Here is a 26095-nt window from a genome sequence, read left to right on the forward strand (position 1 = left end):
GTACCGCACAAACGGTGTCTACACATGGGAACTGCAAAAATCAAAAGCAGATACAACTGCAACGGCAAAGTCAAAACCAACGGCAACGTCAAAAGCAACGTCAAAAGCAACGTCAAAACCACATCAACACATTGCTATCAGCACTGGTTCTTCAAACTTTTAAGCGTCACTCATCCTCATTATGAGCAGCCACTTTCTTCACCACCGCATACCGCGTCAATGTTTGCTTGCGCGCCACGTCATGTTCGACGAGTGGGAACGGATAATCCCTGCCTATCTTAATCCCAGCCTGTTCCAGCAATAGCGGTGCAGTTTTCCATGGTGCATGGATGCTGCGCTTATCCAGTTTTGATAATTGCGGCAGGTAGCGTTTGATGAACTTGCCATCAGCATCAAATTTTTCTGACTGGGTGATGGGATTGAATATGCGGAAGTAGGGCTGGGCGTCGCAGCCGGATGAGGATGCCCATTGCCAGCCGCCGTTGTTGGCGGAGAGGTCGAAGTCGTTCAGGTGTTCGGCGAAATACGCTTCGCCGCGGCGCCAGTCTATGCCGAGGTCTTTGATGAGGAAGCAGGCGGTGACCATGCGCAGGCGGTTGTGCATGTAACCGGTCTGGTTCAGTTGCAGCATGGCGGCATCGACCAGGGGGTAGCCGGTGCGGCCTTCGCACCAGGCGGCGAAGTTGGCGTCAGCTTGCGGGCCGGTTTCCCATAGTATGGCATCGTAGTCTGGCTTGAACGAGCGGCTTGCCACGTGCGGGTGGTGATGCAAAATCATGAAATAAAAGTCGCGCCAGACCAGTTCAGACAACCAGATTTCTGCTCCGCGATTGGCAGATATGCGCATTTGCTGCACGGCTTCCTGCACCAGTTGCCGTATCGATATCGTGCCAAAGCGCAGGTGGACTGACAAATAGGATGGTCCCTTGATCGCCGGGAAATCGCGCGACTGGTCATACAGTTTCATGCGGCCGACAAAGTCTTCCAGCAAACTGCGTGCGCCCGACATGCCGGCGGCGACTGGCATGCGGCGCTCAGCGGCCAAGGCAAAACCCATTTCGGCCAGCGTCGGTATGGTTTGTGCTGACATGGTGCTCAGCTTGTGCGCATATTTTTCTATGGGGTAAGAGCGCGAATAAAAGTCGCTGCCTTCTGCATGGAATTTTTTCAGCCAGGCATTTTTGTAGGGTGTAAAAACAGAGAAGGGCGCGTTCGCCAGCGACAAGACTTCAGCCTTTTCAAAAATGACCTGGTCTTTAAAGCTCAGAAATGCACAATTTCGTTTTGATAATTCTTGCCTGACAGACTCATCACGGATCCCTGCCTGTGGTTCGTAATCATGATTGGTGAACACGGCATCCACACCAAGCTCGGCCGCCAGTTGCAGTATGGCTGTTTCTGCATGGGCATAACGCACCAGCAAGCCACCACCCATTTGCTGTAGTTCTTGATCCAGTTCAACAATACTTTCATGAATAAAGGCCAGCCGCCTGTCATTTTCTGGCAAATTGTCTAATATTGTCTTATCGAAGATAAAAGCGCAGTAGATCTCGTCACTTTGCCGCAGGGCATGGTACAGGGCTGCATGATCAAAATTTCGCAGGTCGCGGCGGAACCAGACCAGCGCGCGAGGGAAATGGGCTTTATTTTCTTGCATGATCTGTCTGATAGTGTGGTCAAAACGCAGTGTGGCACCTTAGCACACATCGAAAATACACGCTAAAAATGCTAAAATGTGACCATGGCGAAGCAAACAAAATCACTACATACCAATCTGCACGACGATGCAACACAGTCGGCCCCCATGACTTCCAGACATAAATTCCAGGTGAAAAGCGAAGACGATAACAATTTGGAATTGAATTTAACCAATCATTTCCTGATTGCAATGCCATCCATGATGGATCCCGTCTTTGGCGGCACGGTGATTTATCTATGCGAGCACAGCCCGCGCGGTGCCATGGGCATGGTCATCAACCGCCCCATAGAGCTGACAGTGGCTGGCCTGTTTGACCGCATAGACTTGAAACTGGAAATCATTCCTGATTCTCATCCCATAGGCAAACGCCCCGTCATATTTGGCGGGCCGGTGCAGGATGACCGTGGCTTTGTCCTGCATACCCCTGTTGGTGAATATTCATCTTCATTAAAAGTGACTGACGAGATCGCCTTCACCACCTCACGCGATGTGCTGGAAGCCGTGGCCGCCGGTGACGGGCCTGAGCAAGTCCTGATCAGTGTTGGTTATGCTGGCTGGGGTGCTGGCCAGCTGGAGCAGGAGATACTGGCCAATGGCTGGCTGACAGTTGCTGCTGACGCGCGCATCCTGTTCGATTTGCCGCTGGAAGAACGCTTTGCCGCCGCCATCAAATTGTTGGGCATCGATCCATTGATGCTGGCAGCCGAAGCGGGGCATGCCTGATGGCTGCAAGCGAAGGTACGGTACTCGCCTTTGATTTTGGTTTAAAGCGCATAGGCGTTGCCGTTGGCAATACCTTTTTACGTCAGGCTGAAGCGCTCAGCATCATCCACGCTCCTACCAATGACGGCAAATTTGCCGACATCACCAAGCTCATAGAAAAATGGCAGCCCGTGCTGTGTGTAGTGGGTTTGCCCATGCACCCCGATGGTGCCGATAATGAAATGACACAGCGCTGCAAGCGCTTTGCCAACCAGCTTAATGGCCGTTTCAACATACCCGCCGTACTGGTCGATGAACGCTATTCTTCTGCCGTACTCTCAAGCTCGCGTGGCGAGTTCATCGACGACGATGCGGCTGCCCTTATTCTGCAACAATATTTTGACGAAACGCCATGACTACCACGACCACCAATGCTGCCCCGCTTGATGCAGAAGTCTTGTATCAGCAGTTACTGGAGCAAATCAGACCACATGCGCTGGCACAAGATAAACTGGCCATCGTTGGCATTTACTCAGGCGGCGCCTGGATAGCCGAGCGGCTGGTGCAAGACCTGGGCTTGCCGAATAAAGCGGGCCTCATCGATGTGTCCTTTTACCGCGACGACTATGCCGCCAAGGGCCTGCATGCCGAAGTCAAACCTACGCAAATTCCTTTCGATGTCGATGGCGCGCAAATCATCCTGGTAGATGACGTGTTGTACACGGGCCGCACCACCCGCGCCGCCATCAATGAATTATTTGATTATGGCCGCCCGGCCCGCATCATGCTGGCCACCCTGGTAGACCGTGGTGGTCGCGAATTGCCGGTGGCTGCTGATTTTGTAGCCCATACTGCCTCATTTGAACCCGCCGTCTCTGTCAATCTGCAACGCGCAGATGATGGCACTTTCAGCATCTCTGTCGACCATGCATAATCCCCAGCTCAATAAACACGGCGAACTCCAGCATTTGCTGACGATAGATGGCTTGCCGAAAGCCATCGTCAACCATATTCTCGATACCGCTTCTTCCTTCGTCAGCGTCAGCGACAGGGAAGTCAAAAAAGTGCCGCTGATGCGTGGCAAAAGCGTCTTCAATCTGTTCTTTGAAAACTCTACCCGCACACGTACTACGTTTGAGATTGCCTCCAAGCGCTTGTCGGCAGACGTGATCAATCTCAATATCGCTGCTTCCAGTACCAGCAAAGGTGAATCCCTGCTCGACACCATCGACAATCTGGCGGCCATGCATGCCGACATGTTTGTCGTGCGTCATGCGACTTCCGGCGCGCCTTTCCTGATCGCCAAGCATCTGAACGACACCAAACAACACCATGTACACGTGGTGAATGCCGGTGATGGTCGCCACGCCCACCCCACCCAGGGTTTGCTGGACATGTACACCATACGCCACTACAAAAAAGACTTCACCAACCTGACAGTGGCGATTGTCGGCGACGTCTTGCACAGCCGCGTTGCGCGTTCCGACATTCATGCCCTGACAACCCTGGGCGTGCCAGAAGTGCGTGTGATAGGTCCACGTACCTTGTTGCCCGGTGGCCTGGATCAGATGGGGGTGCGGGTATTCAATAACATGGATGAAGGCCTCAAAGGTGTCGATGTCATCATCATGCTGCGCCTGCAAAATGAACGCATGAGCGGTGCCTTGCTGCCTTCAGCACAAGAATATTTCAAGAGCTATGGCCTGACGCCAGAACGCCTGGCGCTGGCAAAACCGGATGCCATCGTCATGCATCCCGGCCCCATGAACCGTGGTGTGGAAATTGATTCTGCCGTGGCCGATGGCCCGCAGGCAGTGATATTGCCGCAAGTGACTTTTGGTATCGCCGTGCGCATGGCTGTCATGAGCATCGTTGCAGGCAACAGCGGCGGGGTATGAGGAGAATATGAAGATACATATCAAAAATGGCCGTGTGATTGATCCGGCAAGTGCTACCGATGCAGTACAGGACGTGTTTATCGCTGCTGGCAAGATCGTCGCTATAGGCCAGGCACCTGCCGACTTCGTTGCCAATAAAACTGTGGATGCAACAGGCCTGATCGTTGCCCCTGGTCTGGTCGATCTGAGTGCCCGCCTGCGTGAGCCTGGTTTTGAATACAAGGCCACGCTGGAATCTGAATTACAGGCCGCCATGCGCGGTGGCGTCACCAGCCTGGTGTGCCCACCAGATACTGACCCTGTGCTTGATGAGTCTGGCCTGGTAGAAATGCTCAAGCAAAGAGCGCGCATGCAAAACAAGGCCCACGTTTATCCGCTGGGTGCATTGACTGTCGGTTTGAAGGGTGAGTCCCTGACAGAGATGGCCGAGCTGACACAGGCTGGCTGCATAGGTTTCTCTCAGGCTGAAGAAACCATCGCCAATACCAATACCCTGCAAAGGGCTCTGGATTACGCAGCCACCTTTGGTTTCACCGTCTGGCTGCGTCCACAAGATGCCTATATAGGCAAGGGTGGCGTTGCCCACAGCGGCCCTTTGGCTTCACGCCTGGGTTTGTCTGGCGTACCTGTCATGGCCGAGACGATAGCTCTGCATACTCTGTTTGAACTCATGCGTGCCACTGGTGCCAAAGTGCATCTATGCCGTATCTCTTCAGCAGCTGGTCTTGAGTTGATACGCAAGGCCAAGAAAGAAGGCTTGCCGCTGACCTGCGATGTTGGCGCCCATCATGTACACCTGACTGATGCCGACATTGGTTTCTTTGATTCCAACGCCCGCCTGACCCCGCCTTTACGCAGCCAGCGAGACCGCGATGCCATTTCTGCGGCATTGAAAGACGGCACCATCGATGCGATATGCTCAGACCATACGCCAGTTGATGATGATGAAAAACTGCTGCCCTTTGCCGAGGCATCACCAGGTGCTACCGGCCTGGAATTATTGTTATCGTTAGCATTGAAATGGGCAGAAGACAGCCGTGGTGAAGTCAGCCTGACGCTGGCCCTGTCCAAGATCAGCCAGCATGCCGCCAAAGTGGCAGGCGTGCCAGCCGGGCAAATCGCAGTTGGCCAGGCAGCCGATATCTGCATTTTTGATCCTGCCACACGCTGGAAGGTAGAAGCCAAAGCCCTCGCCAGCCAGGGCAAGCACACGCCTTTCCTGGGTTATGAATTGCCGGGCGTGGTCAAGACGACAATAGTTTCAGGGCATATTGCGTTTGATACTCTGCACTGAAATGCGCTTGGGGCCAGTGCAGGGGGGCTCGTAAATGATGTAGCTATATATTTGGTAATTATTGGGCAATAAAATGGTTTGCTGGGAGTATGGTTCACCGTACTCCCGTTTGTTTTATTGAGATTGATTTTTTTTATTCTTACCCTGTATGGGTATGGGCGTTCGGGCATGATCGTTTGGCATTTTTTTCGGATATTTCTCCATCTCACGGCAGGTCTGCTGACTTGCGCCGTGATCTTTCCGTTTTCTTCTGATGTCAGGCGTGACGATCTGGTCCGTCGCTGGTCGGTCAAGTTGCTGGCTATCTGTACTGTGGATGTTACTTTCAAGGATAAAAGCGGAGGCGCGGTGAATCCGGCGGCGATGATCGTCTCTAACCATGTGTCGTGGTTGGATATTTTTGTCATCAATACCCTGCACCCTTGCCATTTCGTCGCCAAGTCAGATATTCGCAACTGGCCTTTGCTGGGCTGGTTATGCGAAAAAGCGGGCACGATTTTCCTGGTGCGTGGCAGGCAGCGTGATGTGCGGCGTATTTATGAAGGTCTGGTACATCAGATAGAAGCGGGCAAGCGCATTGCGTTTTTTCCTGAGGGTACAACAGCGGCACAAGGCAATTTGCTGTCTTTTCACGCCAACCTGTTTGAAGCAGCAATAGAAGCACATGTACCTGTGCAACCCTTTGTTGTGCGATATCTTGATGCGCGGGGGCAGTTCCATTCTGCCGCTGATTTTATTGGTGAAATGACTTTTGCAGAAAGCATGCGCATCATCTTGCTGGCACCGCGCATGACGGCAGAACTGGTGCGCTTGCCTGCTATTCCTACCGAAGGTGCACACCGCAGAGAAGTGGCGCAAGTGGCTCGTGCGGCGGTGATGAAAGAACTGGGTTTAAGAGAGTAAGGCTTAACCCGGTTTTTGCTGCTGCGGACAATCTACCTGCACGACTTGCCTGTCTTCCAGCGCGACGGCTGTCAGCTTGCCACCCCAGACACAACCAGTATCAAGGCTGATCAGATTGTCACGCAAGATCAGGCCCAGGGTAGACCAGTGACCAAATACCACAGAGTTTTTTTCACTGGCGCGTGGCAGGTCAAACCATGGGGCAAATCCTTCTGGTGCGCCATCCAGACCATCCTTGCTGTCAAAATCCATGACGCCATCAGCACTACAAAAACGCATGCGTGTCAGGGCATTGATGATGCAGCGTGACCTGTCATAACCTTGCAAATCATCGCACCATTGCGCGGGTGTATTGCCATACATATTGCGCAATAAATCTATCCAGTTTTTATTGCGTAACTGTGTTTCGACTTCATGCGCCAGCTTGATGGTTTGCTTTGCTGACCATTGCGGGAATATGCCTGCATGCACCAGCAAATGCTGATGCTGCAAAATCGCAATAGGCCTGTGTCTCAGCCAGTCCAGCAATTCTTCACGGTCTGGTGCCTGCAGTATATCGTCGAGGGTATCGCTACGACTTGCCTTGCGTATGCCATTGGCAACGGCCAGCAAATGCAGGTCATGGTTGCCGAGCACGGATTCTGCCCGGCCAGCGATTTGCAAATCACGTATCAGGCGCAGGCTGGCCAGTGACTTTGGGCCGCGGTTGACGAGGTCCCCTGCAAACAAATACTGTGCATCCGGTTCGGTCAGCTCTATCTGCTTGAGCAGGCTTTGCAACTGGTCGGCACAGCCTTGTATATCACCGATAAAATAGGTTTTTGCCATTGCTGTCTCAGGGTTCTCCACCCAGACGTTTGGCTTCTGCGCGGCTGATCAGGGCTTGTTGCTTTTGTTGTTCACGCACGCTGGCAGTGATCATGGTTGGCCAGCCTATCAGATGCTGTTCTGCAATTTCAGCCAGGCCACGCATCCATGCTGGTGATTCATTCAGGCAGGGGATGTAGTTGAATTCCTTGCCACCTGCTTTGAGAAAATCGGTCTTTACTTCCATGGCGATTTCTTCCAGTGTTTCCAGGCAATCAGCGATAAAACCTGGGCAAATCACGTCGACCCGCTTGATGCCTTCTTTGGCCAGTTTTGCTACAGTCGGCGCAGTATAAGGTTGCAACCATTCTGCACGTCCCAGGCGTGACTGGAAAGTGACCACATAATCATCCTTGCCCAGCCCAAGCTTCTCCGCCAGCAGGCGGGCGGTTTTATAGCATTCGCAATGGTAAGCATCGCCACGCAGTAAAAAGGCCTTGGGCAAACCATGGAAACTCATGACCAGTTTGTCCGGGCGGCCATGGCTTTGCCAGTGATCCATCACTGATATGCGCAGCGCCTGTATATAGCCATCATGATCATGATAATTCTTGACGAAGCGCAGTTCAGGCATATTCCTGACTTGCTGGTAATGCTGGACTACGGCATCAAAATTGGATGCCGTCGTGGTGGCAGAATATTGCGGGTAAGCAGGCAATATCAGTATGCGTTCACAACCGTCGGCTTTTAGCTTTTGCAAGACATCGGGTATCGAAGGTGAGCCGTACCGCATGGCATACGCAACTTGTACTTCATGCCCACGCTCACCCAGATAGCCTTTCAGCAATGCAGCCTGTTTTTGCGTATGTATCTTCAGTGGCGAGCCATCCTTGGTCCAGATGGACGCATATTTTTTTGCTGACTGGCCAGAACGGAAGGGCAGGATAATCCCATGCAAGAGCAGCCACCAGACCGGGCGCGGCACTTCAACCACACGCCTGTCCCATAAAAATTGTTTGAGGTAGCGGCGCACAGCCGATGTCGTTGGTGCATCAGGCGTGCCCAGGTTGATCAGCACTACTGCTGTCCTGGGGATTTTGCCGTGTGAATATTCAGGTTCTTTAAGGAAGCGCATGATGTATTTTTTTTCTTAAGATGCCAATAATTCTCTGGCGTGTTTGCGCGTAGTCGCTGTAATTTCTATGCCGCCCAGCATGCGGGCAATTTCTTCCACTCTCTGCTTATTATCGAGTGCTTCTATCTGCGAAACGGTTTTGCCATTCTGGTTGGCTTTGCTGACCTGGAAGTGCTGGTTAGCCTGACTGGCTACTTGTGGTAGATGCGTCACACACAAGACTTGCCTGTCTTGTCCAAGACGTTTCAATAAGCGTCCAACCACTTCAGCCACGCCACCACCTATGCCGCTATCAACTTCATCAAATATGAGGGTAGGGGTGGCCGTAGCACAAGAGGTGATAACAGAAATCGCCAGCGAGATACGTGCGAGTTCACCGCCAGAGGCCACCTTGGCCAATGGCCTTGCCTGCACACCTGCATGGCCTGCCACGAGAAATTCCACTTGCTCCAGACCATAGCCGGCTGGTTCGACCGGGTTCAGGGCGACCGAGAAACTGCCGCCGCCCATGCTCAAGTCTTGCATTGCCGTGGTTACTGCTGCGCCCAGGTCCTTGGCAACTTTTTGTCTGGCCCTGCTGAGTTTTTCTGCGGTTTGCAGGTAAGCCAGCCTGGCTTTTTCTTCCTGTGCTTTCAGGGCATCCATGTCAGTCGCATTGGATAGTTGTGCCAACTGGGCAGACAGCGTGGCAAATTCTTCATGCAGTTTTTCTGGTGCGACGTGAAAGCGCCTTGCCGTGGTGTGTATTGCTTCTACACGGTTTTCCACGACGCGCAGGCGGGCCGGGTCAAGTTCGGTGCGGCTCAGGTAAACATTGAGTGCATAAGTGGTTTCCTGCAAGTTGATGCAGGCAGATTCCAGCGCATCGGTGACGGGTTTGAGCGCTGCATCGTAATCGATAAGCTTCAACAGCTTTTGCTGGATGGCAGTCAGTTGCGACAAGACCGGATGCTCGGATTCAGAAATCAATGCCGCCGCTTCCTGACCAGCTTCGAGCAGGCTGGCGGCATGGGCGAGGCGGCTGTGCTCCTGGCTGATGCTTTCCCATTCGCCTGGTTTGATTTGCAATTTATCGAGTTCACCAACTTGCCATTCCAGGCGCTCGCGCTCTTGCAATACGCTCTTGGCATTGGTTTCAAATTCTTCGCGTTGCTTGCTGATGTTACGCCACGCCCGGTAACGCAAACCTGCTTCTGTGACTTGTTCTTGCAAGCCGCCTTGCATATCCAGTAAATCGCGTTGCGCTTCAGTTTTCAGCAATGACTGATGTGCATGCTGGCCGTGAATATCCACCAGCATGTCGCCAATCTCGCGCAATTGGCTTACTGTGGCGGTGATGCCATTGATCCATGCTTTTGAGCGGCCTGCATTATCGATGGTACGGCGCAAGATCAAAGGCTGGTCCTGGTCAAAGAATTCATGTTCTTTGAGCCATGCTGCAAGAATCTCATTGACGGCAAATTCCGCGCTGATATCAGTTTTGCTGGCAGACTCGCGCACCATGCTGGCATCACCCCGTCCACCCAAGGCCAGGGTCAGGGCATCGATGAGGATGGATTTACCAGCACCGGTTTCTCCGGTCAGCACACTGAAGCCGGAAGAAAATTCAAGTTCCAGCGTATCGACAATGACAAAATCACGAATGGCAAGCGTGCGCAACATAATGGGCTGACATGAAGGAATTTGTTAAGAAAACAGGGCTGGACTATATGGTATATGACCCGGTATATGGCCCAGCATAGCGAAATCGCTATTCTAGCAACAGCCTGTGACTTCTGTGTTCGTAAGAGTGGGTTTGGTACGCTTAATAAGTTACTCAATAGGATACCTACTTAGTTGGGTACTTACTCAGTAGATTAATTCAGCGCACCCTCTACGGATGGATATTCATTCCAGTGCAATTTTTCGCGCAGAGTGTTGTAATAATTCCAGTCCTGAGGATGAAGAAAGGTCACTGTATGAGCAGAACGATTGACGATGATCCTGTCCTGATGCTGCAGGCTGGCAAAATTTTGCATATCAAAGTTCAGGCTGATATCGCGCCCAGCCACGATGGTGATGACGATTTCACTACTGTCTGGCAAAACGATGGGCCGGTTCGATAAGGCATGCGGTGCAATCGGCACCATCGCAATGCCGGATAAGCTGGGGTGCAGCAAGGGGCCGCCAGCAGAAAGCGCATAGGCCGTAGAGCCAGTTGGTGTCGAGACGATAAGGCCGTCTGAACGCTGGTTGTACATGAAGTGCCCGTCTACCTCAACGCGCAGTTCCACCATGCCTGAGCCAGCACCACGCGACACCACAATATCATTGAAAGCCACGCCACTGAAAATCTGGTTGCCATCACGGGTAACGATAGCCTGTAACAGGCTGCGCCGTTCAGACACATATTTGCCATTCAGCATTTCTGTGATGACAGGGATTTTGCGGTCGAGCGCAATATCTGTGATAAAACCCAGCCTGCCCTGATTGATGCCGATCAGCGGGATATTATAGGGAGCCAGTTGCCGCGCTATACCCAGCATGGTGCCATCACCGCCAACCACGATGGCAACGTCCGCCAGCTTGCCTATCTCTGGCACGGGCATACTGCTGAATTCACTTAACTGCAGGTATTGCGCCGTTTCTGCTTCGATGACGACACGATGTCCCTCGCTCGCAAGAAAATTGGCCAGCTCCTTAATCGAGTCGGCAATGCCTGCCGCATTAGATTTTCCAACAAGTGCAATGGTTTTGGCCTGTACTGTCATAAACAAAGGTAGGGTGACATGATGGCTAAGATTAGAACATAATTAGGACATCAATGAATGGAATGAGTGCTCTTTATGGCAATTAAAGCAGTTTTGCTGGATCTGGATGATACTTTGTGGCCGGTTGCACCGGTAATTCGCCATGCCGAATCAGTGTTGCAGCAATGGATGCATGAGCATGTACCCGTCGTGGCGCAAAATTACAATATGGAAAAATTGCGCGAGCGCAGGAATGTGCTGGTAGCGAGCGACCAGCGTTTTCAATACGATTTATGGGCCTTGCGGCATACCCTGTTGAAGCAGGTGTTTGATGAGCATGGCGTGGCAGCCGATAAAGCCGACCAGGCCATGGCGGTATTTGCCGATGCCAGGAACAAAGTCGATTTGTACAGCGATGTCAAACCGGCTTTACAGGCCCTGCAAGAAAAACTGCTGCTGGGCACTGTCTCAAATGGTTTTGCCGATTTGCAGGCGATAGGCCTGGCGCACCATTTCAAGGTGTCTATCGCTGCCTTTCGCTTTGGCTGTGCCAAACCTGATCCCAGGATATTTCTGGCTGCTTGCCAGGAATTGGGTCTGGCCCCGCAAGAGGTATTGTACGTAGGTGATGATTTATTGCTTGATGTGCAAGGTGCGCAACAGGCGGGATTAAAAGGCGGCTGGATGAACCGCCAGGGTTTAAAAATTGAAGATGAGCGCCATCTGCATATCAAGCCGGATGCAGAATTTGCCAATCTGCATGACCTGACTCTATGGCTGTGAATTTTTCTATGTTCATGTCAGTCATGAACGCATAAAATGAAACCATGCAACTAGATATCCGCGCACAAACTTTATTAAAAGCCCTGGTCGAGCGTTATATCGCCGATGGCCAGCCTGTGGGGTCTCGCGCCTTGTCAAAAATATCCGGTCTGGAGTTATCGCCAGCGACGATACGCAATGTCATGGCGGATCTCGAAGAAATGGGCTTTGTCGCTAGCCCGCATACTTCTGCGGGCCGTATCCCCACCCCCAGAGGTTATCGTGTCTTCGTTGATAAGTTGCTGACTGTGCAAGATATCAATGGTGCAGGTATGGATTCGCGCCTGCAATCGAGCCTGCAATCGAATATGAATGCACAGCCGCCGCAAAAACTGATTGCGAATGCGGCGCAAATCTTGTCTTCCTTGACGCAGTTTGCCGGTGTCGTCATGACCCCGCGTACTGAGTCGATTTTCCAGCAAGTTGAATTCTTGCGTCTTTCAGAAAAACGTATTTTACTGGTGGTCGTCACTCCAACAGGCGAAGTCCATAACCGCTTGCTGTTGACGGATGTTGATTACACACCCACCCAGCTGGTGCAGGCAGCCAATTACCTGAACCAGAACTTTGGCGGCCTTAGTTTTACCGATGCACGTACCCGTATCAATAGTGAGTTGCGGCAATTGCAAAATGACATGACCAGACTCATGCAGGCGGCTGTTGAAGCAGGCAGCAATGCCATGGATGAAGATAATGACGAAGTCGTCATCTCTGGCGAGCGCAATTTGCTGAATGTGCAGGACCTGTCTTCGAATATGAGTTCCCTGCGCAAGCTGTTTGATATGTTTGAGCAAAAAAACAGTCTCATGCAACTGCTTGATGTCTCCAGCAAGGCAACCGGCGTGCAGATATTCATAGGCGGCGAGTCGCAACTGGTGCCCATGGAAGAAATGAGTATCGTCACTGCCCCTTACGAGGTGAACGGTAAAATAGTAGGTACCCTGGGTGTCATAGGCCCAACCCGCATGGCATATGAAAGAGTAATTCCTATCGTGGATATCACTTCGAAATTATTATCGAATGCATTAAGTCAATAAGCCGGGATGTCAACATGCCCAGACTGGCGTAGCAGCTTATTAAACATTTACGCGAATACAGATTGCCATGGACAAGAAAAACGCGAAGATTTTATTGATAGATGACAATGATGTAACCCGCGAAGTGCTCAGGGTCATATTGCGCAGCGAGGGGTATAACGTTGTTGGTGAGGCAACGGATGGCGGTGCTGGCCTGGAAATGGCAGTGAAGCTCAGGCCCGACCTGATCTTGCTTGATATTGTGATGCCCAAAATCAGCGGTACTGAAATTTTACCGCGTATCCGAGAACTGCTGCCAGATGCCCGGGTACTCATGGTGACAGCCAATAAAGATCAGGAAACCATCAATGAGGTAGTCAAAACCGGCATACATGGCTATATCCTCAAGCCATTTAATGCCCAAAAGATCATAGGTACTGTGGAAGCTGTTGTTACCAAGATCAATAAGTGAGTCTGGCGGCGCACAGGACATGTATATCCATCCCGGTGCGCTTGAAAACCAAATTTGAGAAATTGTTGTCTGACTTAAGCCTTATGCTCGCAATTCGGCTTGGTACAGTTGCCATAGATCGCCAGTGCATGTTCAGCAATCTTGAAGCCACGCTCCTGAGCTACCGTCTGCTGGCGTCGCTCGATTTCTTCATCAAAGAACTCTTCCACGCGACCACAATCCAGGCAAACCAGATGGTCATGGTGTGAACCCTCATTCAATTCAAAAATGGCTTTGCCAGTCTCAAAATGATTGCGGTTTAACAGGCCAGCCTGCTCAAACTGGGTTAGTACGCGGTACACAGTTGCCAGACCGACATCCATATTTTCATTCAGCAGGATCTTATATACATCTTCTGCTGTCAGATGACGAACCTTGCTGCTCTGGAAGATTTCCAGGATTTTCAGACGGGGCAGAGTGGCTTTCAGACCGCTGGCCTTGAGGTTGGGGGTGCTGTTTGTCATGTTTTCGATCAAAAAATTGCTATCTGCTTTATGATATCGGGTTTTAGGGCTTGTTGCTCAATTAAGAGGTTATCTATGCAACTGTTGTTTTCAGAATTAACACGGAAGAAGATGAGCCGTGTAGCGGGTCTGGTAGTGCTGGCTTCTTTGACAGCATGCTCATCACCTATTCCCCTGCTGTCATCGGCTGACAAGACATCAGTATATGCAACATCGGGCACACCTGGTGATGCGAATGGTGCACAAGTGGTAGAGCCTACTGGTTTTGGCAAGGTATTGGCCTTTATTTCACCTTATCGCGTTTCCATACAGCAAGGTAATTTTGTTTCCCAGGAAATGGTGGCGCAATTAAAAGAAGGCATGACGCGCGAACAAGTGCGTTTTGTGCTTGGCACAGCCTTGCTGACCGATATGTTCCATGAAGACCGCTGGGATTATCCTTTCCGCCTGACCAAGCCGAATGGCGAGCGTATTACCAGCCGTGTTTCTGTGTACTTCAAGGATGGTACGGTAGCGAAGTTCGAAGGCGGTGGTAATTTGCCGACTGAAAAAGAATATCTGGCGCGCATCACTGAATCCGCACTGGGCCTGAACCGGGTGCAATCAGTAATAGAAACTGATGCGCCGAAGAAAAAAGATAAATAAGTCTTAAATAAGCCTAAAGAGAAATAAATCTAAAGAGAAATTAATACCAATGACTGCACTGAAAATCGCCGTGGCCGGGGCTTCTGGCCGTATGGGGAAAATGCTGGTCGAAGCGATCAGCAATGCGGATGATATGGTACTGGTTGGTGCCCTGGATGTGCCAGCTTCGCCAGCTCTGGGTACGGATGCGGCAGCCAGCTTGGGCAAGCCTTCTGGTGTCAGCATTACGGCTGACCTGTCCGCAGGCCTGGCGAATGCTGACTACCTGATCGACTTCACCCGTCCTGAAGGTACACTCAAGCATCTTGAATATTGTGCTGCGCATGGCATCAAGATGATCATAGGCACCACAGGCTTTGATGAGGCTGGCAAGGCAGCGATCGCCGCCGCAGCAGAAAAAACTGCCATCATGTTTGCGCCGAATATGAGTGTGGGCGTGAATGTCACCATGAAGTTGCTGGAAATGGCAGCCAAGAGCTTTGCAGAGGGGTATGACATCGAAATCGTCGAAGCCCATCACCGCTTCAAGGTGGATGCTCCATCAGGCACTGCCCTGAAAATGGGTGAAGTCATCGCCGATGCATTGGGCCGTGACCTCAATGAAGTGGGTGTCTTTGCCCGCGAAGGCGTGACTGGTGAACGCGATCCGTCTTCCATCGGTTTTGCCACTATCCGTGGCGGCGACATTGTTGGTGACCACACAGTCTTGTTTGCCGGCATAGGTGAGCGTGTAGAAATCAGCCACAAATCATCCAGCCGTGTGACTTATGCCCATGGCAGCCTGCGTGCAGCACGTTTCCTGCAAGGCAAATCTACAGGCCTGTATGATATGTACGATGTGCTGGGTTTGCGGTAGTGGGACTGACGCAAAACCGCCCCAGCAGCGTTGCAGCTCCTGGCCGTACTAAAGTACTGTCTTCATCGCTATGGTGTAGTCGGGGTTTCAGGCAACATGTTGCCTGCCGACGTAACGAACCTCTCTTGCAAGAGAGGTTTCTTAAGGCGATAGTCTTGCCGGGACAATTTTGCGTAAGTCCTATTTAGTTTTCGTTAATAACACAACATTTGCCTGACATTTAAATAAGTGAAATAAGCGGCGCACGCATGAATTCTGCAATTGCACATTACTGGGAACAGGCTGATGCCCTGGGTCATCTGGTCGGCTGGCTATTATTGTTGATGTCGGTACTGAGCTGGACATTGATCTTGATGAAGGGCTGGAGTTTCTGGCGCATCCGTAAGGCGGCGCCGGCAGTGCGTACATTCTGGCGCGCCCCCAGCCTGGCAGATGCCTTGTCGTCCTTGCGTCAGGCGGATCAATCCAAGGTATTCATCACTCTGGCAGATGCTGCGCACGCAGCAGGTGACACTGCACAGCGCAGCGCCACGCTGTCTGCCAGTGCCGGGCTTAGCGAAATCCTGACACGTAGCCTGCGTCAAGAATTGCAGGGGCTGACAGTCAAGCTGGAAACCGGCCTGAGCTTTCTCGCCTCAGTCGGTGCAACCGCTCCTTTTGTTGGCTTATTGGGAACGGTCTGGGGTATATACCGCGCCTTGACGGCAATCTCGTCCAATGGCGTAGTGCAAATCGACCAACTGGCAGGGCCGGTAGGTGAGGCCCTGATCATGACAGCGCTGGGTTTGCTGGTCGCGATACCTGCAGTGCTGGCTTACAACGCTTTTAACCGTGTCAACCGCATTACCCTGGCAGAGCTTGATGGTTTTGCTTTTGACTTGCATGCTCACATGAGCAAGGTTTGATACTTTCCAGAGATGACATTCGGTCAATTCCATACGCCGCGCGAATCTTCATCCCGCCCTTTGACTTCAATGGCGGACATCAATGTCACGCCCATGGTCGATGTGATGCTGGTCTTGCTTGTCATCTTTATCATTGCAGCTCCTTTCATGACACATGCCGTCAAGCTGGATTTGCCACAAGCCCAGTCTGCCCCGGTGCCGGACCAGGCAGATACAGTGCGTATTTCCTTTGATGCTGACGGCATTCTGTACTGGGATAAACAGGTTCTCGCCATGGCTGATCTGGAATCCAGACTGGCTTTGCTGGCAAAAAAGAACAAGCAGACAGAATTGCAACTACGCGCAGATAAGTCCACCCGTTATGAAATCATTGCCCAGGTCATGGCGTCTGCCCAGGCACAGGGGCTGGCCAAGATTTCTTTCGTGACCGACAGCAAGCAGGCTAAAAAGCCTTAATTGTTCTTGGCCTGCTCAGGTCAGACTAGCCTGAATAAGCACCACTCTCCCTGTAAATTCGCCCTGACAGCCTTTGTCCATCAGGCTTTCCTCAATAATGTGCCTGAACCAGTTATAATCAAAGGTTCTGAGTCATTTCCGCATCTACTTCTGCTTACGCCATGCAAGAAAAATACACGCCTTCCGACGTCGAACAATCGGCGCAATCCCATTGGAAAAAGATCGATGCCTATACGGCAGTAGAAAACAATCCACGTTTCCCTAAAGGCAAGTATTACGCCTGTTCCATGCTGCCTTATCCTTCTGGCAAGCTGCATATGGGCCACGTGCGCAATTACACGATCAATGACATGCTGGCACGCCAGTTGCGCATGAAGGGCTATAACGTCCTCATGCCTATGGGCTGGGATGCATTTGGCTTGCCAGCAGAAAATGCGGCGATTGCCTATAAAAAATCACCGGCAGAGTGGACCTACGCCAACATCGAAGACATGAAGTCGCAAATGCAGCCCCTGGGACTGGCATTTGACTGGACGCGTGAAGTCGCTACCTGTGACCCTGACTACTACCGCTGGAACCAGTGGCTGTTCCTGAAGATGCTGGAAAAAGGCGTGGCCTACAAAAAAACCCAGGTTGTGAACTGGGACCCTGTCGATCAAACCGTGCTGGCGAATGAGCAGGTGATTGATGGTCGCGGCTGGCGCTCTGGCGCACTGGTCGAGAAGCGGGAAATCCCTGGCTATTACTTTGGCATCACCCAATACGCAGACGAACTGCTGAACAGCATCGACAATCTCGATGGCTGGCCTGAGCAAGTGCGCACCATGCAGCGCAACTGGATAGGCAAGAGCGAAGGCGTACGCTTTGCTTTCCCGCACGAAATTAAGGATGAAACTGGCGCGCTGGTACAAGATGGCAAGATGTATGTGTTTACTACCCGTCCTGACACCATCATGGGGGTGACTTTCTGCGCAGTAGCAGCAGAACATCCTGTCGCCACTCTGGCAGCAAAGAACAATGCAGCACTGGCAGCCTTCATTGAAGTCTGCAAAGCCGGTGGTACGACAGAAGCCGAAATGGCGACCAAGGAAAAAGAGGGCATGCCTACTGGCCTCTTCGTTACTCACCCTTTGACTGGCGAGCAGGTAGAAGTCTGGGTCGGTAATTATGTCCTCATGACTTATGGCGATGGCGCTGTCATGGGTGTTCCTGCGCATGATGAACGCGATTTCGCTTTCGCGAAAAAATACAATATCGCCATCAAGCAAGTGGTGGCGATTGAAGGTGAAAGCTTCAGCACTGATGCCTGGGCAGAATATTATGGCGACAAGCAACGTGGTGTCACCGTCAATTCCGGTAAATATGATGGCCTGAGTTTCAAGGCCACGGTTGATGCAGTGGCTGCCGACCTTATTGCCAAACAACTCGGCGAAAAGAAAACCACCTGGCGTTTGCGTGACTGGGGTATTTCCCGTCAACGTTACTGGGGTACACCTATCCCTATCATCCACTGCGACAGCTGTGGTGACGTGCCCGTACCTTATGAAGATTTGCCCGTGGTCTTGCCTACCGATTGTATCCCTGATGGTTCTGGCAATCCATTGAAACACCGTGAAGATTTCCTGAATGTGCCTTGCCCTAAATGCGGCAGCCCTGCGCACCGTGAAACTGACACCATGGACACCTTCGTTGATTCCAGCTGGTATTTCATGCGTTATACCTGCCCAGATGCGTCGACCATGGTCGACGAGCGCAATGATTACTGGATGGCGATGGACCAGTATATAGGCGGCGTCGAGCATGCAGTTTTGCATTTGTTGTATGCACGTTTCTGGACCAAGGCCATGCGTGACTTGGGCCTGGTCAAGATAGACGAGCCTTTCAAGAATCTGTTCACCCAGGGCATGTTGCTCAACGAGTCTTATTATCGTGAAGATGCCAGCGGCAAGAAAACCTGGTTCTATCCGAATGAAATTGAAGTCCAGCATGATGACAAAGGACGTCCAATTTCTGCGTCGCTGAAAAGTGATGGCCAGCCTGTGCAAATGGGCGGCATCGAAAAGATGTCCAAGTCCAAGAACAATGTGGTTGAACCGAAAGACATTATCGAGCAGTTCGGTGCTGATACAGCACGCCTGTTCACCATGTTCGCTGGTCCTCCGGATCAAAGTGCTGCATGGAGTAATAGCGGTGTAGAAGGTGCATCACGTTATCTGCGCCGTCTGTGGGCGTCTGCATTGAAATTGTCTGGCACGATTGCCTCTGGTACTGTGGCACCAACTGCCTATGCAAATGATGTCAAGGCCCTGCGCCGTGAAGTACATCTGACGCTGAAGCAGATCGACGCCGATTACGACAGACTGCAATACAACACCGTTGTTTCTGGTGCCATGAAGTTGCTCAATACCATAGAGTCCTTCAAGTCAGAAGCCGAAGGCAGCGCCGCAGCTTTGCGCGAAGCTTTCAGCATCCTGCTGCGTGGTTTGTATCCGGTATGTCCGCATATTACCCACGTACTGTGGCAGGAACTGGGTCTGGCGACAGAACTTGGTGAAATCATTGATGCGCCGTGGCCGCTGGTAGATGAAGCTGCATTGGTGCAAGATGAAATCGAACTGATGGTGCAAGTCAATGGCAAACTGCGCGGCAGTATCAAGGTTGCCAAGGATGCCGACAAGGCGACCATTGAAGCGACAGCCCTGGCCAATGAAAGCGTGCAGAAATTCATGGAAGGCGCAGCCAAGAAAATCATCATCGTACCTGGCAAGCTGGTGAATATCGTTGCGTGATATCTTGGTCTTGAACAATAGTCTGACAAAGTAAAGTAATAAAGGAAACCGCATGCAAGCAAAGTATTTAAAGCATCTGCAATGGCTGGCAGTCATCATGTCCATCATGTTGTTGTCGGCTTGCGGTTTTGCCCTGCGTGGCCCGGTTGCTTTGCCATTCAAGAGTATCTATATCGGCATGCCTGAAAGCTCGGCACTTGGTGGCGAATTGCGCCGCCATATCCGTGCCAATGGTCAGACCCAGATCATGTCTGAAGCCAAGGATGCCCAGGTCATACTGGAAGTGCTCAGCGAAACCAGGGACAAGCAAATCCTGTCCCTGAATAGCCAGGGGCGTGTGCGTGAATACAATCTGATTTATAACTTCCGCTTCCGTGTCCGCAATAATGTGGGCAAGGAGTATCTGGAACCGGTAGATCTGCAGTTGAAGCGTAATATCAGCTTTAATGAATCACAAGTGCTGGCGAAAGAAGCGGAAGAAGTCTTGCTGTACCGCGACATGCAAAGTGACCTGGTGCAGCAAATCATGCGCAGGCTGGCTGTTGTAAAGATGGACGACTGATATGCAATTACGCTTCGATGCCCTTGATGGCCATCTGGCGAAAACACTGGCGCCACTGTATGTGATCACCAGTGATGAGCATTTGCTGGCGCTGGAAGCCGCAGACAAGATACGTCGTGCAGCAAAGTCGCAGGGTTTTTACGAACGCGAAATCCTGACAGTGGAACGCAGTTTCAAATGGGGGGCCTTGCTGGCCGCGAATCAGTCGCAATCCCTGTTTGGTGATAAAAAACTCATCGACTTGCGTATCCCTACCGGCAAGCCCGGCAAAGATGGTGGCCAGGCCCTGCAGGATTATGTGACGAATCTGTCGCCCGATAACCTCACCCTGATTACTTTGCCCAAGCTGGACTGGGCGACGCAAAAAGCCGCCTGGGTAGGCAGCTTGCAACAGGCAGCGGTATATATCGATATTCCGATGGTAGAGCGTAATCAACTGCCAGGCTGGATCAGCATGCGCCTGTCTTTGCAACAACAAAGCGCAGACCGGCAAAGTCTGGATTTCATTGCCGACAGGGTAGAGGGCAATTTGCTGGCGGCCCATCAGGAAATCCAGAAACTGGCCCTGTTGCATCCGCCAGGCAAGCTGAGTTTTGAACAAATCCATGATGCAGTGCTGAATGTGGCGCGCTATGATGTCTTCAAACTCAATGAAGCCATGCTGGCTGGTGACGTTGCGAGACTGGTACGCATGTTGAATGGTTTGAAAGGTGAGGGCGAAGCACTGCCACTTGTTTTGTGGGCCATGGCAGAAGAGATACGTACCTTGCTGAAACTGAAGTCTGGCATAGCGCAGGGCAGGCCCTTGTCAGCCTTGCTGAAAGAATACCGCATCTGGGGCCCGCGGGAAAAACTCGTGGACCCCGCCTTGCGTCGCGTCAGCCTGGCAAACTTGCGGGCTGCACTGCAAGAGGCATCGCAAGTCGATAAGATGGTAAAAGGTTTACGAGCGAAGGCATTTGCAGGTGATCCCTGGGATGCCTTATTACAGTTGGGTTTGAGAGTGGCAAAAGCGGCTTAATCGCAATTGTACCTGCACCTGATTAAGCGGTTTATCAAACCGGAAATTGAATTCCCTCGCCACCTTGCTGGTGGCTGATCAACGAATATGAGGACTAGATGTCCTCTGAATGACGATATGGATATCAAGCACTACATGAATGACCTCGGCATCCGTGCCCGCGCAGCATCGCGCGCCATGGCCAAAGCCGACACCGCCGCCAAGAACAAGGCTCTGTCCCTGATCGCTGCCGCCATCAGGCGTGAAGCCGCTGCCTTGCGTGCCGCCAATGAACTTGACCTGGCCGCAGCCAAAGCAGCAGGCATGGAAGCAGCGATGCTCGACAGGCTGACCCTGTCCGACAAGGCGATTGCCACCATGGCCGAAGGCCTGGAGCAGATCGTCAGCCTGGCTGACCCTATCGGTGAAATCTCGAACATGAAATACCGCCCAACCGGCATACAGGTAGGGCAAATGCGCGTGCCGCTGGGTGTCATCGGCATCATTTATGAAGCACGCCCGAATGTGACTGTAGATGCCGCCGGCCTGTGCATTAAGAGTGGCAACGCCACCATCTTGCGTGGCGGTTCAGAAGCTATCCATTGCAACCAGGCGCTGGCGAAGCTGGTCAAGGAAGGCCTGGCCGGTGCCGGTTTGCCTGCTGATGCTGTACAAATCGTCGAGACCACAGACCGCACTGCCGTCGGTGAGCTGATCACCATGCCGCAATATGTCGATGTCATCGTTCCGCGTGGTGGTAAGGGCCTGATTGCGCGTCTGATGCAAGAGGCGACAGTGCCCATGATCAAGCATCTCGATGGTATCTGCCATGTGTATATTGATGACAAGGCTGACCTGACAAAAGCGGTAGACGTGGCTTTCAATGCCAAGTGCCACCGCTATGGTACTTGCAACACCATGGAAACCTTGCTGGTCGCGCAGGGCATAGCTGCACAAGTCTTGCCTGCACTGGCTGAGTTATATGCAGGCAAGCAGGTGGAATTACGCTGTGACGATGCCGCCGCTGCGATTCTGGCAGGCTACCCGCATCTGGCTAAAGCCGCGGAAGAAGACTGGAGTACTGAATACCTGGCCCCTATTCTGGCCATCAAGCTAGTGGCTGACCTGGATGAAGCCATCACGCATATCAATGATTATTCATCCAAACATACAGAATCCATCATCACAGAAGACTACAGCCGCGCCCTGCGTTTCTTGCGCGAAGTTGATTCAGCATCGGTGATGGTGAATGCTTCCACCCGTTTTGCCGATGGTTTTGAATATGGCCTGGGTGCAGAGATCGGCATCTCGAATGACAAGCTGCATGCACGCGGCCCGGTAGGTCTGGAAGGGCTGACTTCGATGAAGTATGTAGTCTTTGGCCATGGTGAAGTGCGTCAATAAAAAGAAAGAGCAATATGGATTTTTATCCTTGGGTTAAAGTTTTCCACATCCTGTTCGTCACATCCTGGTTCGCCGGCCTGTTTTATATGCCGCGCATCCTGGTTAACCTGGCGATGGAAAATCACTCACCCACGACAGAGCGCCTGTTGCTGATGGCGCGCAAGCTCTACCGTTTCATGACGATCCTGGCGGTGCTGGCACTGATCTTCGGCCTGTGGTTGTGGCTAGGCTATGGCATAGGCAAGGGACCGGGTAATGGTTGGCTGCATGCCAAACTGACCTTGGTGATCCTGCTGATAGGTTATCACCACGCCTGTGGCAGCTTGCTGAAAAAGTTTGAGAAGGGTGTTAACAAGCGTAGTCATGTCTGGTTCCGCTGGTTTAATGAAGTGCCGGTAATTTTGTTGCTGGCGATATTGATTTTGGTAGTCGTCAAACCTTTCTAGGTTTGACGAGGTTTCAAAATACGGTTGATCTGGAGTGCAGAACCCCAGGTCAGCAAATGGCGGTGAATATTCACCATAGTTTTTATTAACGGATAAAGGGTACTCCTATGACGCGTTATTCTTATTTTTGCCCATGCCCACGTGGCCTGGAAATAGCCCTGGCTGAAGAGTTGGGTGAAATTGCAGCCATGGATAAAACCATGACTGTACACAATCAGGTGCCTGGCGGCGTGCATTGCTCAGGCAGCCTGCATGATGGCTGGCGTATCAACCTGCATTCACGCATCGCATCCCGCGTGCTGATGCGTATGGCGCATTCTGGCTATACCAATGAAAACGATATTTACGATCTGGTGCTGGCCCAGCCATGGGAAGACTGGTTTGGTTATCACCACACCATCCGTGTCGATGTCACGGCAGTCAAGTCACCTTTGAAGAGCCTCGATTTTGCCACCCTCAAAATCAAGGATGCGATCTGCGACCGTTTCCGTGACCAGTTTACGCAGCGCCCATCAGTCAATACCAAGAACCCTGACATGCGCATCGTCGGTTTCATGGACGCGCGCAATTTCACGGTATATCTGGATATCTCTGGCGAACCCTTGTTCAAGCGCGGCTGGCGTATGGAAACTGGTGATGCGCCTTTGCGTGAAAACCTGGCAGCAGGTTTGCTGCGCACCGCTGGTTGGAAACCTGGCACACCTTTGTTTGATCCCATGTGCGGTTCCGGCACCATCCTCATCGAAGCTGCGCAAATCCTGGCAGGCATACCACCTGGCCTGAAGCGTGATTTTGCGTTCGAGAAAATGCATCAGTTCGATGCTGATGCCTGGGCACAGATCAAGGCCAGCGCCAAACCACATCCTTTGCCTGCTGAACCTACGATTTTCGGTAGCGATATTTCTGGCGACATGATCGTCATGACGCGCAATAACCTCAACAAGGCGGGCATACGTTTTGACGTGCCACTCAAGCAGATAGAAGCGCAGGAAATCAAGGCGCCAACGACAGAGCCAGGCATTTTGCTGACCAACCCCCCTTACGGTGAACGTATCGGTGTGCGTGGTGACAGTTCGATGGAAGATGATGACATGGCCAAAGATTTCTTCAGTGCTTTCAGTACGACCTTGAAGCAGCGTTTTGCTGGCTGGAGCGTGTTCCTGTTCACTGCAGATCTGGGTTTGCCCAAGATGTTGCGCCTCAAAGAATCGCGCAAGACCCCATTCTTTAACGGTGCATTGGAATGTCGCTTGTTCCGCTTTGACATGGTGGCAGGCTTCAACCGCAGGGAAGAAGCGAAGCCAAAAGATATTGCTGAATAATTTTCATGCGATTTGTTGTAACTTGCAATAACTTGTAATAAGTCGCTAAATGCAGCTATAAATCGCTATTCAGTTTCTGAAAAAACGGCCAGGTCTCAGCAGACCTGGCCGTTTTGCTTTAGGCTTGAGGCTTCACTTCAAGATTCTGCAAGGAGATGTAGTCATGGCACTGGAATCAACAGCAAAGCAATTGAATTTAAAAGACCCATCCTTATTACGCAACCAGGCCTATATCAATGGCGAGTGGGTCACAGGCAAGGCCAGTTTTGAAGTGAATAATCCTTCCACGCTGGCAATATTGGGCACAGTACCCAATCTGGACGCCAGCCATACCGAAGCCGCCATCAAGGCCGCGCAAGTTGCATTCCCGCTCTGGGCTGCAAAAACCGGCAAGGAACGCGCCATTCTCATGCGCAAGTGGTTTGACCTCATGATAGAGAATGCTGACGATCTGGCCGCCATCATGACGGCAGAGCAGGGCAAGCCGCTGGCAGAAGCCAAGGGTGAAGTCATTTACGGCGCCAGCTTCATAGAATGGTTTGCGGAGGAAGCCAAGCGCGTATCTGGTGACGTAATGGCATCGACCTGGAGCGACAAGCGCATGGTGGTCTTGAAGCAGCCTATTGGTGTCTGTGCCTCCATCACGCCATGGAATTTCCCTATCGCGATGATCACGCGCAAGGTGGCACCAGCGGTTGCGGCCGGTTGCTCTATCGTCATCAAGCCTGCCGAGCAAACACCTTTGTCCGCACTGGCCATGGCAGAACTGGCGCACAGGGCAGGCATACCGGCAGGCATCATCAATATCATCACCGCTGACTCGGAGCAGTCTATTGCTGTTGGTAAGGTCTTGTGCGACAGCCCTGTGGTCAGGCATTTGTCCTTTACCGGTTCAACGCCGGTAGGCCGTATCCTCATGCGTCAGTCTGCCCAGACGGTAAAAAAACTGGCGCTGGAACTGGGTGGACATGCACCCTTCATCGTGTTTGAAGATGCTGACCTGGATGCTGCTGTCGAAGGTGCGCTGCAATCTAAATTCCGCAATTCCGGCCAGACCTGTGTCTGTACCAACCGTTTTTATGCGCATGAATCAATTTACGACGCTTTTGTAGCAAAACTTTCAGCCGGGGCTAAAAAGATCAAGGTAGGCGATGGCTTTGGTGCTGGCATCAACCAGGGGCCAATGATCGATACGCAGGCGGTAGCCAAGGTAGAAGAGCATGTGGCCGACGCCTTGAAACAAGGTGCAAGCTTGCAGGCTGGTGGCAAATTGCTGGAAGCTGGCAAACTTTTTTATGAACCAACGGTGTTGTCGAATGTTACATCTGGCATGCTGATCATGAATGAAGAGACCTTTGGCCCGGTAGCCGCAGTCGTCAAGTTCAAGACAGAAGAAGAAGCCATTGTCGCTGCGAATAACACTGACTTTGGTTTGGCCTCGTATTTTTATTCACGCGACATAGGCCGTGTCTGGCGGGTGGCTGAAAAACTGGAATACGGCATGGTAGGTATCAATACCGGCCTGATCTCGAATGAAGTGGCACCGTTTGGTGGTGTCAAACAATCCGGCCTGGGGCGTGAAGGCTCGAAATATGGCATGGATGAATATCTGGAAATGAAATATCTGTGTATGGGTGGCATCTGAATCTCAGCGTGAACCTCGGCCTGAACATCAGCGCAGTCCTCGCTTCAGGTTCCAATCCCCTCAATATGTAGTCCGATGCCTGATA

26 protein-coding genes are annotated in these 26095 nt (G+C 51.9%); 20 read left to right on the forward strand and 6 right to left on the reverse strand.

Features of this window, described 5'->3' with window-relative positions; genetic code table 11:
• Positions 1-166 precede the first annotated feature (166 nt).
• Positions 167-1657: a cryptochrome/photolyase family protein gene (locus AC07OI_RS14615; protein ID WP_495257743.1), complete on the reverse strand. Its 1491-nt coding sequence runs from the start codon at positions 1655-1657 to the stop codon at positions 167-169.
• A gap of 147 nt (positions 1658-1804) precedes the next feature.
• On the opposite strand from AC07OI_RS14615, the gene AC07OI_RS14620 reads away from it, so the two are divergent.
• The 6 genes from AC07OI_RS14620 to AC07OI_RS14645 all read left to right on the forward strand — a co-directional run bounded on the left by AC07OI_RS14620 (position 1805) and on the right by AC07OI_RS14645 (position 6496).
• Positions 1805-2422: a YqgE/AlgH family protein gene (locus AC07OI_RS14620; RefSeq protein WP_422949683.1), complete on the forward strand. Its 618-nt coding sequence runs from the start codon at positions 1805-1807 to the stop codon at positions 2420-2422.
• Positions 2422-2817 carry a Holliday junction resolvase RuvX gene (gene ruvX, locus AC07OI_RS14625; protein WP_492703468.1) on the forward strand — a complete coding sequence of 132 codons (396 nt, stop codon included), beginning with the start codon at positions 2422-2424 and terminating at the stop codon, positions 2815-2817. The genes AC07OI_RS14620 and ruvX overlap by 1 nt, the downstream gene beginning before the upstream one ends.
• Complete coding sequence (gene pyrR, locus AC07OI_RS14630) at positions 2814-3335, forward strand: bifunctional pyr operon transcriptional regulator/uracil phosphoribosyltransferase PyrR (RefSeq protein WP_492703469.1); 522 nt, start codon at positions 2814-2816, stop codon at positions 3333-3335. Before ruvX ends, pyrR begins: the two co-directional genes overlap by 4 nt.
• Positions 3328-4299: an aspartate carbamoyltransferase catalytic subunit gene (locus tag AC07OI_RS14635; RefSeq protein ID WP_186952126.1), complete on the forward strand. Its 972-nt coding sequence runs from the start codon at positions 3328-3330 to the stop codon at positions 4297-4299. Before pyrR ends, AC07OI_RS14635 begins: the two co-directional genes overlap by 8 nt.
• Positions 4300-4306: 7 nt before the next feature.
• On the forward strand, positions 4307-5593 hold the full coding sequence (locus AC07OI_RS14640; RefSeq protein WP_495257745.1) for a dihydroorotase: 1287 nt from the start codon (positions 4307-4309) through the stop codon (positions 5591-5593).
• A 168-nt stretch (positions 5594-5761) separates the two neighbouring features.
• Positions 5762-6496 carry a lysophospholipid acyltransferase family protein gene (locus AC07OI_RS14645; protein ID WP_495257746.1) on the forward strand — a complete coding sequence of 245 codons (735 nt, stop codon included), beginning with the start codon at positions 5762-5764 and terminating at the stop codon, positions 6494-6496.
• A gap of 3 nt (positions 6497-6499) precedes the next feature.
• Here the strand turns inward: AC07OI_RS14645 and AC07OI_RS14650 are convergent, their stop codons facing one another.
• The 4 genes from AC07OI_RS14650 to AC07OI_RS14665 all read right to left on the reverse strand — a co-directional run bounded on the left by AC07OI_RS14650 (position 6500) and on the right by AC07OI_RS14665 (position 11188).
• Entirely contained in the window at positions 6500-7324 is an 825-nt protein-coding gene (locus tag AC07OI_RS14650) for a symmetrical bis(5'-nucleosyl)-tetraphosphatase (RefSeq protein WP_495257747.1), read from the reverse strand.
• Positions 7325-7331: 7 nt separating this feature from the next.
• Positions 7332-8438 carry a ferrochelatase gene (gene hemH, locus AC07OI_RS14655; RefSeq protein ID WP_495257748.1) on the reverse strand — a complete coding sequence of 369 codons (1107 nt, stop codon included), beginning with the start codon at positions 8436-8438 and terminating at the stop codon, positions 7332-7334.
• Between the two features lie 15 nt (positions 8439-8453).
• The gene (recN, locus tag AC07OI_RS14660) at positions 8454-10100 is read right to left on the reverse strand and encodes a DNA repair protein RecN (RefSeq protein ID WP_495257749.1); all 1647 of its coding nucleotides are present in this window, start codon (positions 10098-10100) and stop codon (positions 8454-8456) included.
• 194 nt (positions 10101-10294) lie between these two features.
• Positions 10295-11188, reverse strand: a complete 894-nt coding sequence (locus AC07OI_RS14665) for an NAD kinase (protein WP_492703476.1) — start codon at positions 11186-11188, stop codon at positions 10295-10297.
• A 75-nt stretch (positions 11189-11263) separates the two neighbouring features.
• Between AC07OI_RS14665 and AC07OI_RS14670 the strand changes: the two genes are divergently transcribed.
• From AC07OI_RS14670 to AC07OI_RS14680, 3 genes are all read left to right on the forward strand, one after another.
• Positions 11264-11950: an HAD family hydrolase gene (locus AC07OI_RS14670; RefSeq protein WP_492703477.1), complete on the forward strand. Its 687-nt coding sequence runs from the start codon at positions 11264-11266 to the stop codon at positions 11948-11950.
• A 44-nt stretch (positions 11951-11994) separates the two neighbouring features.
• Positions 11995-13026 carry a heat-inducible transcriptional repressor HrcA gene (gene hrcA / locus AC07OI_RS14675; RefSeq protein WP_492703478.1) on the forward strand — a complete coding sequence of 344 codons (1032 nt, stop codon included), beginning with the start codon at positions 11995-11997 and terminating at the stop codon, positions 13024-13026.
• Positions 13027-13093: 67 nt separating this feature from the next.
• Positions 13094-13477: a response regulator gene (locus AC07OI_RS14680; protein WP_492703479.1), complete on the forward strand. Its 384-nt coding sequence runs from the start codon at positions 13094-13096 to the stop codon at positions 13475-13477.
• A 74-nt stretch (positions 13478-13551) separates the two neighbouring features.
• Here the strand turns inward: AC07OI_RS14680 and fur are convergent, their stop codons facing one another.
• Positions 13552-13980, reverse strand: a complete 429-nt coding sequence (fur, locus tag AC07OI_RS14685) for a ferric iron uptake transcriptional regulator (protein ID WP_492703480.1) — start codon at positions 13978-13980, stop codon at positions 13552-13554.
• 111 nt (positions 13981-14091) lie between these two features.
• Between fur and AC07OI_RS14690 the strand changes: the two genes are divergently transcribed.
• The 11 genes from AC07OI_RS14690 to AC07OI_RS14740 all read left to right on the forward strand — a co-directional run bounded on the left by AC07OI_RS14690 (position 14092) and on the right by AC07OI_RS14740 (position 26010).
• Positions 14092-14625 (forward strand): outer membrane protein assembly factor BamE, encoded by a 534-nt coding sequence (locus tag AC07OI_RS14690; protein WP_492703481.1) that lies wholly within the window; start codon positions 14092-14094, stop codon positions 14623-14625.
• A gap of 49 nt (positions 14626-14674) precedes the next feature.
• Entirely contained in the window at positions 14675-15481 is an 807-nt protein-coding gene (gene dapB, locus AC07OI_RS14695) for a 4-hydroxy-tetrahydrodipicolinate reductase (RefSeq protein ID WP_492703482.1), read from the forward strand.
• Between the two features lie 248 nt (positions 15482-15729).
• Entirely contained in the window at positions 15730-16386 is a 657-nt protein-coding gene (locus AC07OI_RS14700; RefSeq protein ID WP_492703483.1) for a MotA/TolQ/ExbB proton channel family protein, read from the forward strand.
• A gap of 12 nt (positions 16387-16398) precedes the next feature.
• Positions 16399-16842: an ExbD/TolR family protein gene (locus AC07OI_RS14705; RefSeq protein ID WP_495257750.1), complete on the forward strand. Its 444-nt coding sequence runs from the start codon at positions 16399-16401 to the stop codon at positions 16840-16842.
• A 161-nt stretch (positions 16843-17003) separates the two neighbouring features.
• On the forward strand, positions 17004-19631 hold the full coding sequence (leuS, locus tag AC07OI_RS14710; RefSeq protein ID WP_495257751.1) for a leucine--tRNA ligase: 2628 nt from the start codon (positions 17004-17006) through the stop codon (positions 19629-19631).
• 52 nt (positions 19632-19683) lie between these two features.
• Positions 19684-20193, forward strand: a complete 510-nt coding sequence (locus AC07OI_RS14715) for an LPS-assembly lipoprotein LptE (RefSeq protein WP_492703486.1) — start codon at positions 19684-19686, stop codon at positions 20191-20193.
• Between the two features lies 1 nt (position 20194).
• Positions 20195-21214: a DNA polymerase III subunit delta gene (gene holA, locus AC07OI_RS14720; protein ID WP_495257752.1), complete on the forward strand. Its 1020-nt coding sequence runs from the start codon at positions 20195-20197 to the stop codon at positions 21212-21214.
• Positions 21215-21331: 117 nt separating this feature from the next.
• A complete protein-coding gene (locus tag AC07OI_RS14725) occupies positions 21332-22597 on the forward strand; it encodes a glutamate-5-semialdehyde dehydrogenase (protein ID WP_495257753.1) in 1266 nt (421 codons plus the stop codon).
• Between the two features lie 14 nt (positions 22598-22611).
• Entirely contained in the window at positions 22612-23043 is a 432-nt protein-coding gene (locus tag AC07OI_RS14730; RefSeq protein WP_492703489.1) for a CopD family protein, read from the forward strand.
• Positions 23044-23150: 107 nt separating this feature from the next.
• Positions 23151-24365, forward strand: coding sequence for a THUMP domain-containing class I SAM-dependent RNA methyltransferase (locus tag AC07OI_RS14735; RefSeq protein WP_495257754.1), 1215 nt, complete (start codon positions 23151-23153; stop codon positions 24363-24365).
• 163 nt (positions 24366-24528) lie between these two features.
• Positions 24529-26010, forward strand: coding sequence for an NAD-dependent succinate-semialdehyde dehydrogenase (locus tag AC07OI_RS14740; protein WP_495257755.1), 1482 nt, complete (start codon positions 24529-24531; stop codon positions 26008-26010).
• Positions 26011-26095 lie beyond the last annotated feature (85 nt).

Source organism: Undibacterium sp. GW821-FHT07F11 (assembly GCF_059418665.1).

Excerpts from the sequence above, each read along its gene's own strand:
- AC07OI_RS14615 (WP_495257743.1), bottom strand. The coding sequence starts at position 1,657 with ATGCAAGAAAATAAAGCCCATTTCCCTCGCGCGCTGGTCTGGTTCCGC.
- AC07OI_RS14620 (WP_422949683.1), top strand. The coding sequence starts at position 1,805 with ATGACTTCCAGACATAAATTCCAGGTGAAAAGCGAAGACGATAACAAT.
- ruvX (WP_492703468.1), top strand. The coding sequence starts at position 2,422 with ATGGCTGCAAGCGAAGGTACGGTACTCGCCTTTGATTTTGGTTTAAAG.
- pyrR (WP_492703469.1), top strand. The coding sequence starts at position 2,814 with ATGACTACCACGACCACCAATGCTGCCCCGCTTGATGCAGAAGTCTTG.
- AC07OI_RS14635 (WP_186952126.1), top strand. The coding sequence starts at position 3,328 with ATGCATAATCCCCAGCTCAATAAACACGGCGAACTCCAGCATTTGCTG.
- AC07OI_RS14640 (WP_495257745.1), top strand. The coding sequence starts at position 4,307 with ATGAAGATACATATCAAAAATGGCCGTGTGATTGATCCGGCAAGTGCT.
- AC07OI_RS14645 (WP_495257746.1), top strand. The coding sequence starts at position 5,762 with ATGATCGTTTGGCATTTTTTTCGGATATTTCTCCATCTCACGGCAGGT.
- AC07OI_RS14650 (WP_495257747.1), bottom strand. The coding sequence starts at position 7,324 with ATGGCAAAAACCTATTTTATCGGTGATATACAAGGCTGTGCCGACCAG.
- hemH (WP_495257748.1), bottom strand. The coding sequence starts at position 8,438 with ATGCGCTTCCTTAAAGAACCTGAATATTCACACGGCAAAATCCCCAGG.
- recN (WP_495257749.1), bottom strand. The coding sequence starts at position 10,100 with ATGTTGCGCACGCTTGCCATTCGTGATTTTGTCATTGTCGATACGCTG.
- AC07OI_RS14665 (WP_492703476.1), bottom strand. The coding sequence starts at position 11,188 with ATGACAGTACAGGCCAAAACCATTGCACTTGTTGGAAAATCTAATGCG.
- AC07OI_RS14670 (WP_492703477.1), top strand. The coding sequence starts at position 11,264 with ATGGCAATTAAAGCAGTTTTGCTGGATCTGGATGATACTTTGTGGCCG.
- hrcA (WP_492703478.1), top strand. The coding sequence starts at position 11,995 with ATGCAACTAGATATCCGCGCACAAACTTTATTAAAAGCCCTGGTCGAG.
- AC07OI_RS14680 (WP_492703479.1), top strand. The coding sequence starts at position 13,094 with ATGGACAAGAAAAACGCGAAGATTTTATTGATAGATGACAATGATGTA.
- fur (WP_492703480.1), bottom strand. The coding sequence starts at position 13,980 with ATGACAAACAGCACCCCCAACCTCAAGGCCAGCGGTCTGAAAGCCACT.
- AC07OI_RS14690 (WP_492703481.1), top strand. The coding sequence starts at position 14,092 with ATGAGCCGTGTAGCGGGTCTGGTAGTGCTGGCTTCTTTGACAGCATGC.
- dapB (WP_492703482.1), top strand. The coding sequence starts at position 14,675 with ATGACTGCACTGAAAATCGCCGTGGCCGGGGCTTCTGGCCGTATGGGG.
- AC07OI_RS14700 (WP_492703483.1), top strand. The coding sequence starts at position 15,730 with ATGAATTCTGCAATTGCACATTACTGGGAACAGGCTGATGCCCTGGGT.
- AC07OI_RS14705 (WP_495257750.1), top strand. The coding sequence starts at position 16,399 with ATGACATTCGGTCAATTCCATACGCCGCGCGAATCTTCATCCCGCCCT.
- leuS (WP_495257751.1), top strand. The coding sequence starts at position 17,004 with ATGCAAGAAAAATACACGCCTTCCGACGTCGAACAATCGGCGCAATCC.
- AC07OI_RS14715 (WP_492703486.1), top strand. The coding sequence starts at position 19,684 with ATGCAAGCAAAGTATTTAAAGCATCTGCAATGGCTGGCAGTCATCATG.
- holA (WP_495257752.1), top strand. The coding sequence starts at position 20,195 with ATGCAATTACGCTTCGATGCCCTTGATGGCCATCTGGCGAAAACACTG.
- AC07OI_RS14725 (WP_495257753.1), top strand. The coding sequence starts at position 21,332 with ATGGATATCAAGCACTACATGAATGACCTCGGCATCCGTGCCCGCGCA.
- AC07OI_RS14730 (WP_492703489.1), top strand. The coding sequence starts at position 22,612 with ATGGATTTTTATCCTTGGGTTAAAGTTTTCCACATCCTGTTCGTCACA.
- AC07OI_RS14735 (WP_495257754.1), top strand. The coding sequence starts at position 23,151 with ATGACGCGTTATTCTTATTTTTGCCCATGCCCACGTGGCCTGGAAATA.
- AC07OI_RS14740 (WP_495257755.1), top strand. The coding sequence starts at position 24,529 with ATGGCACTGGAATCAACAGCAAAGCAATTGAATTTAAAAGACCCATCC.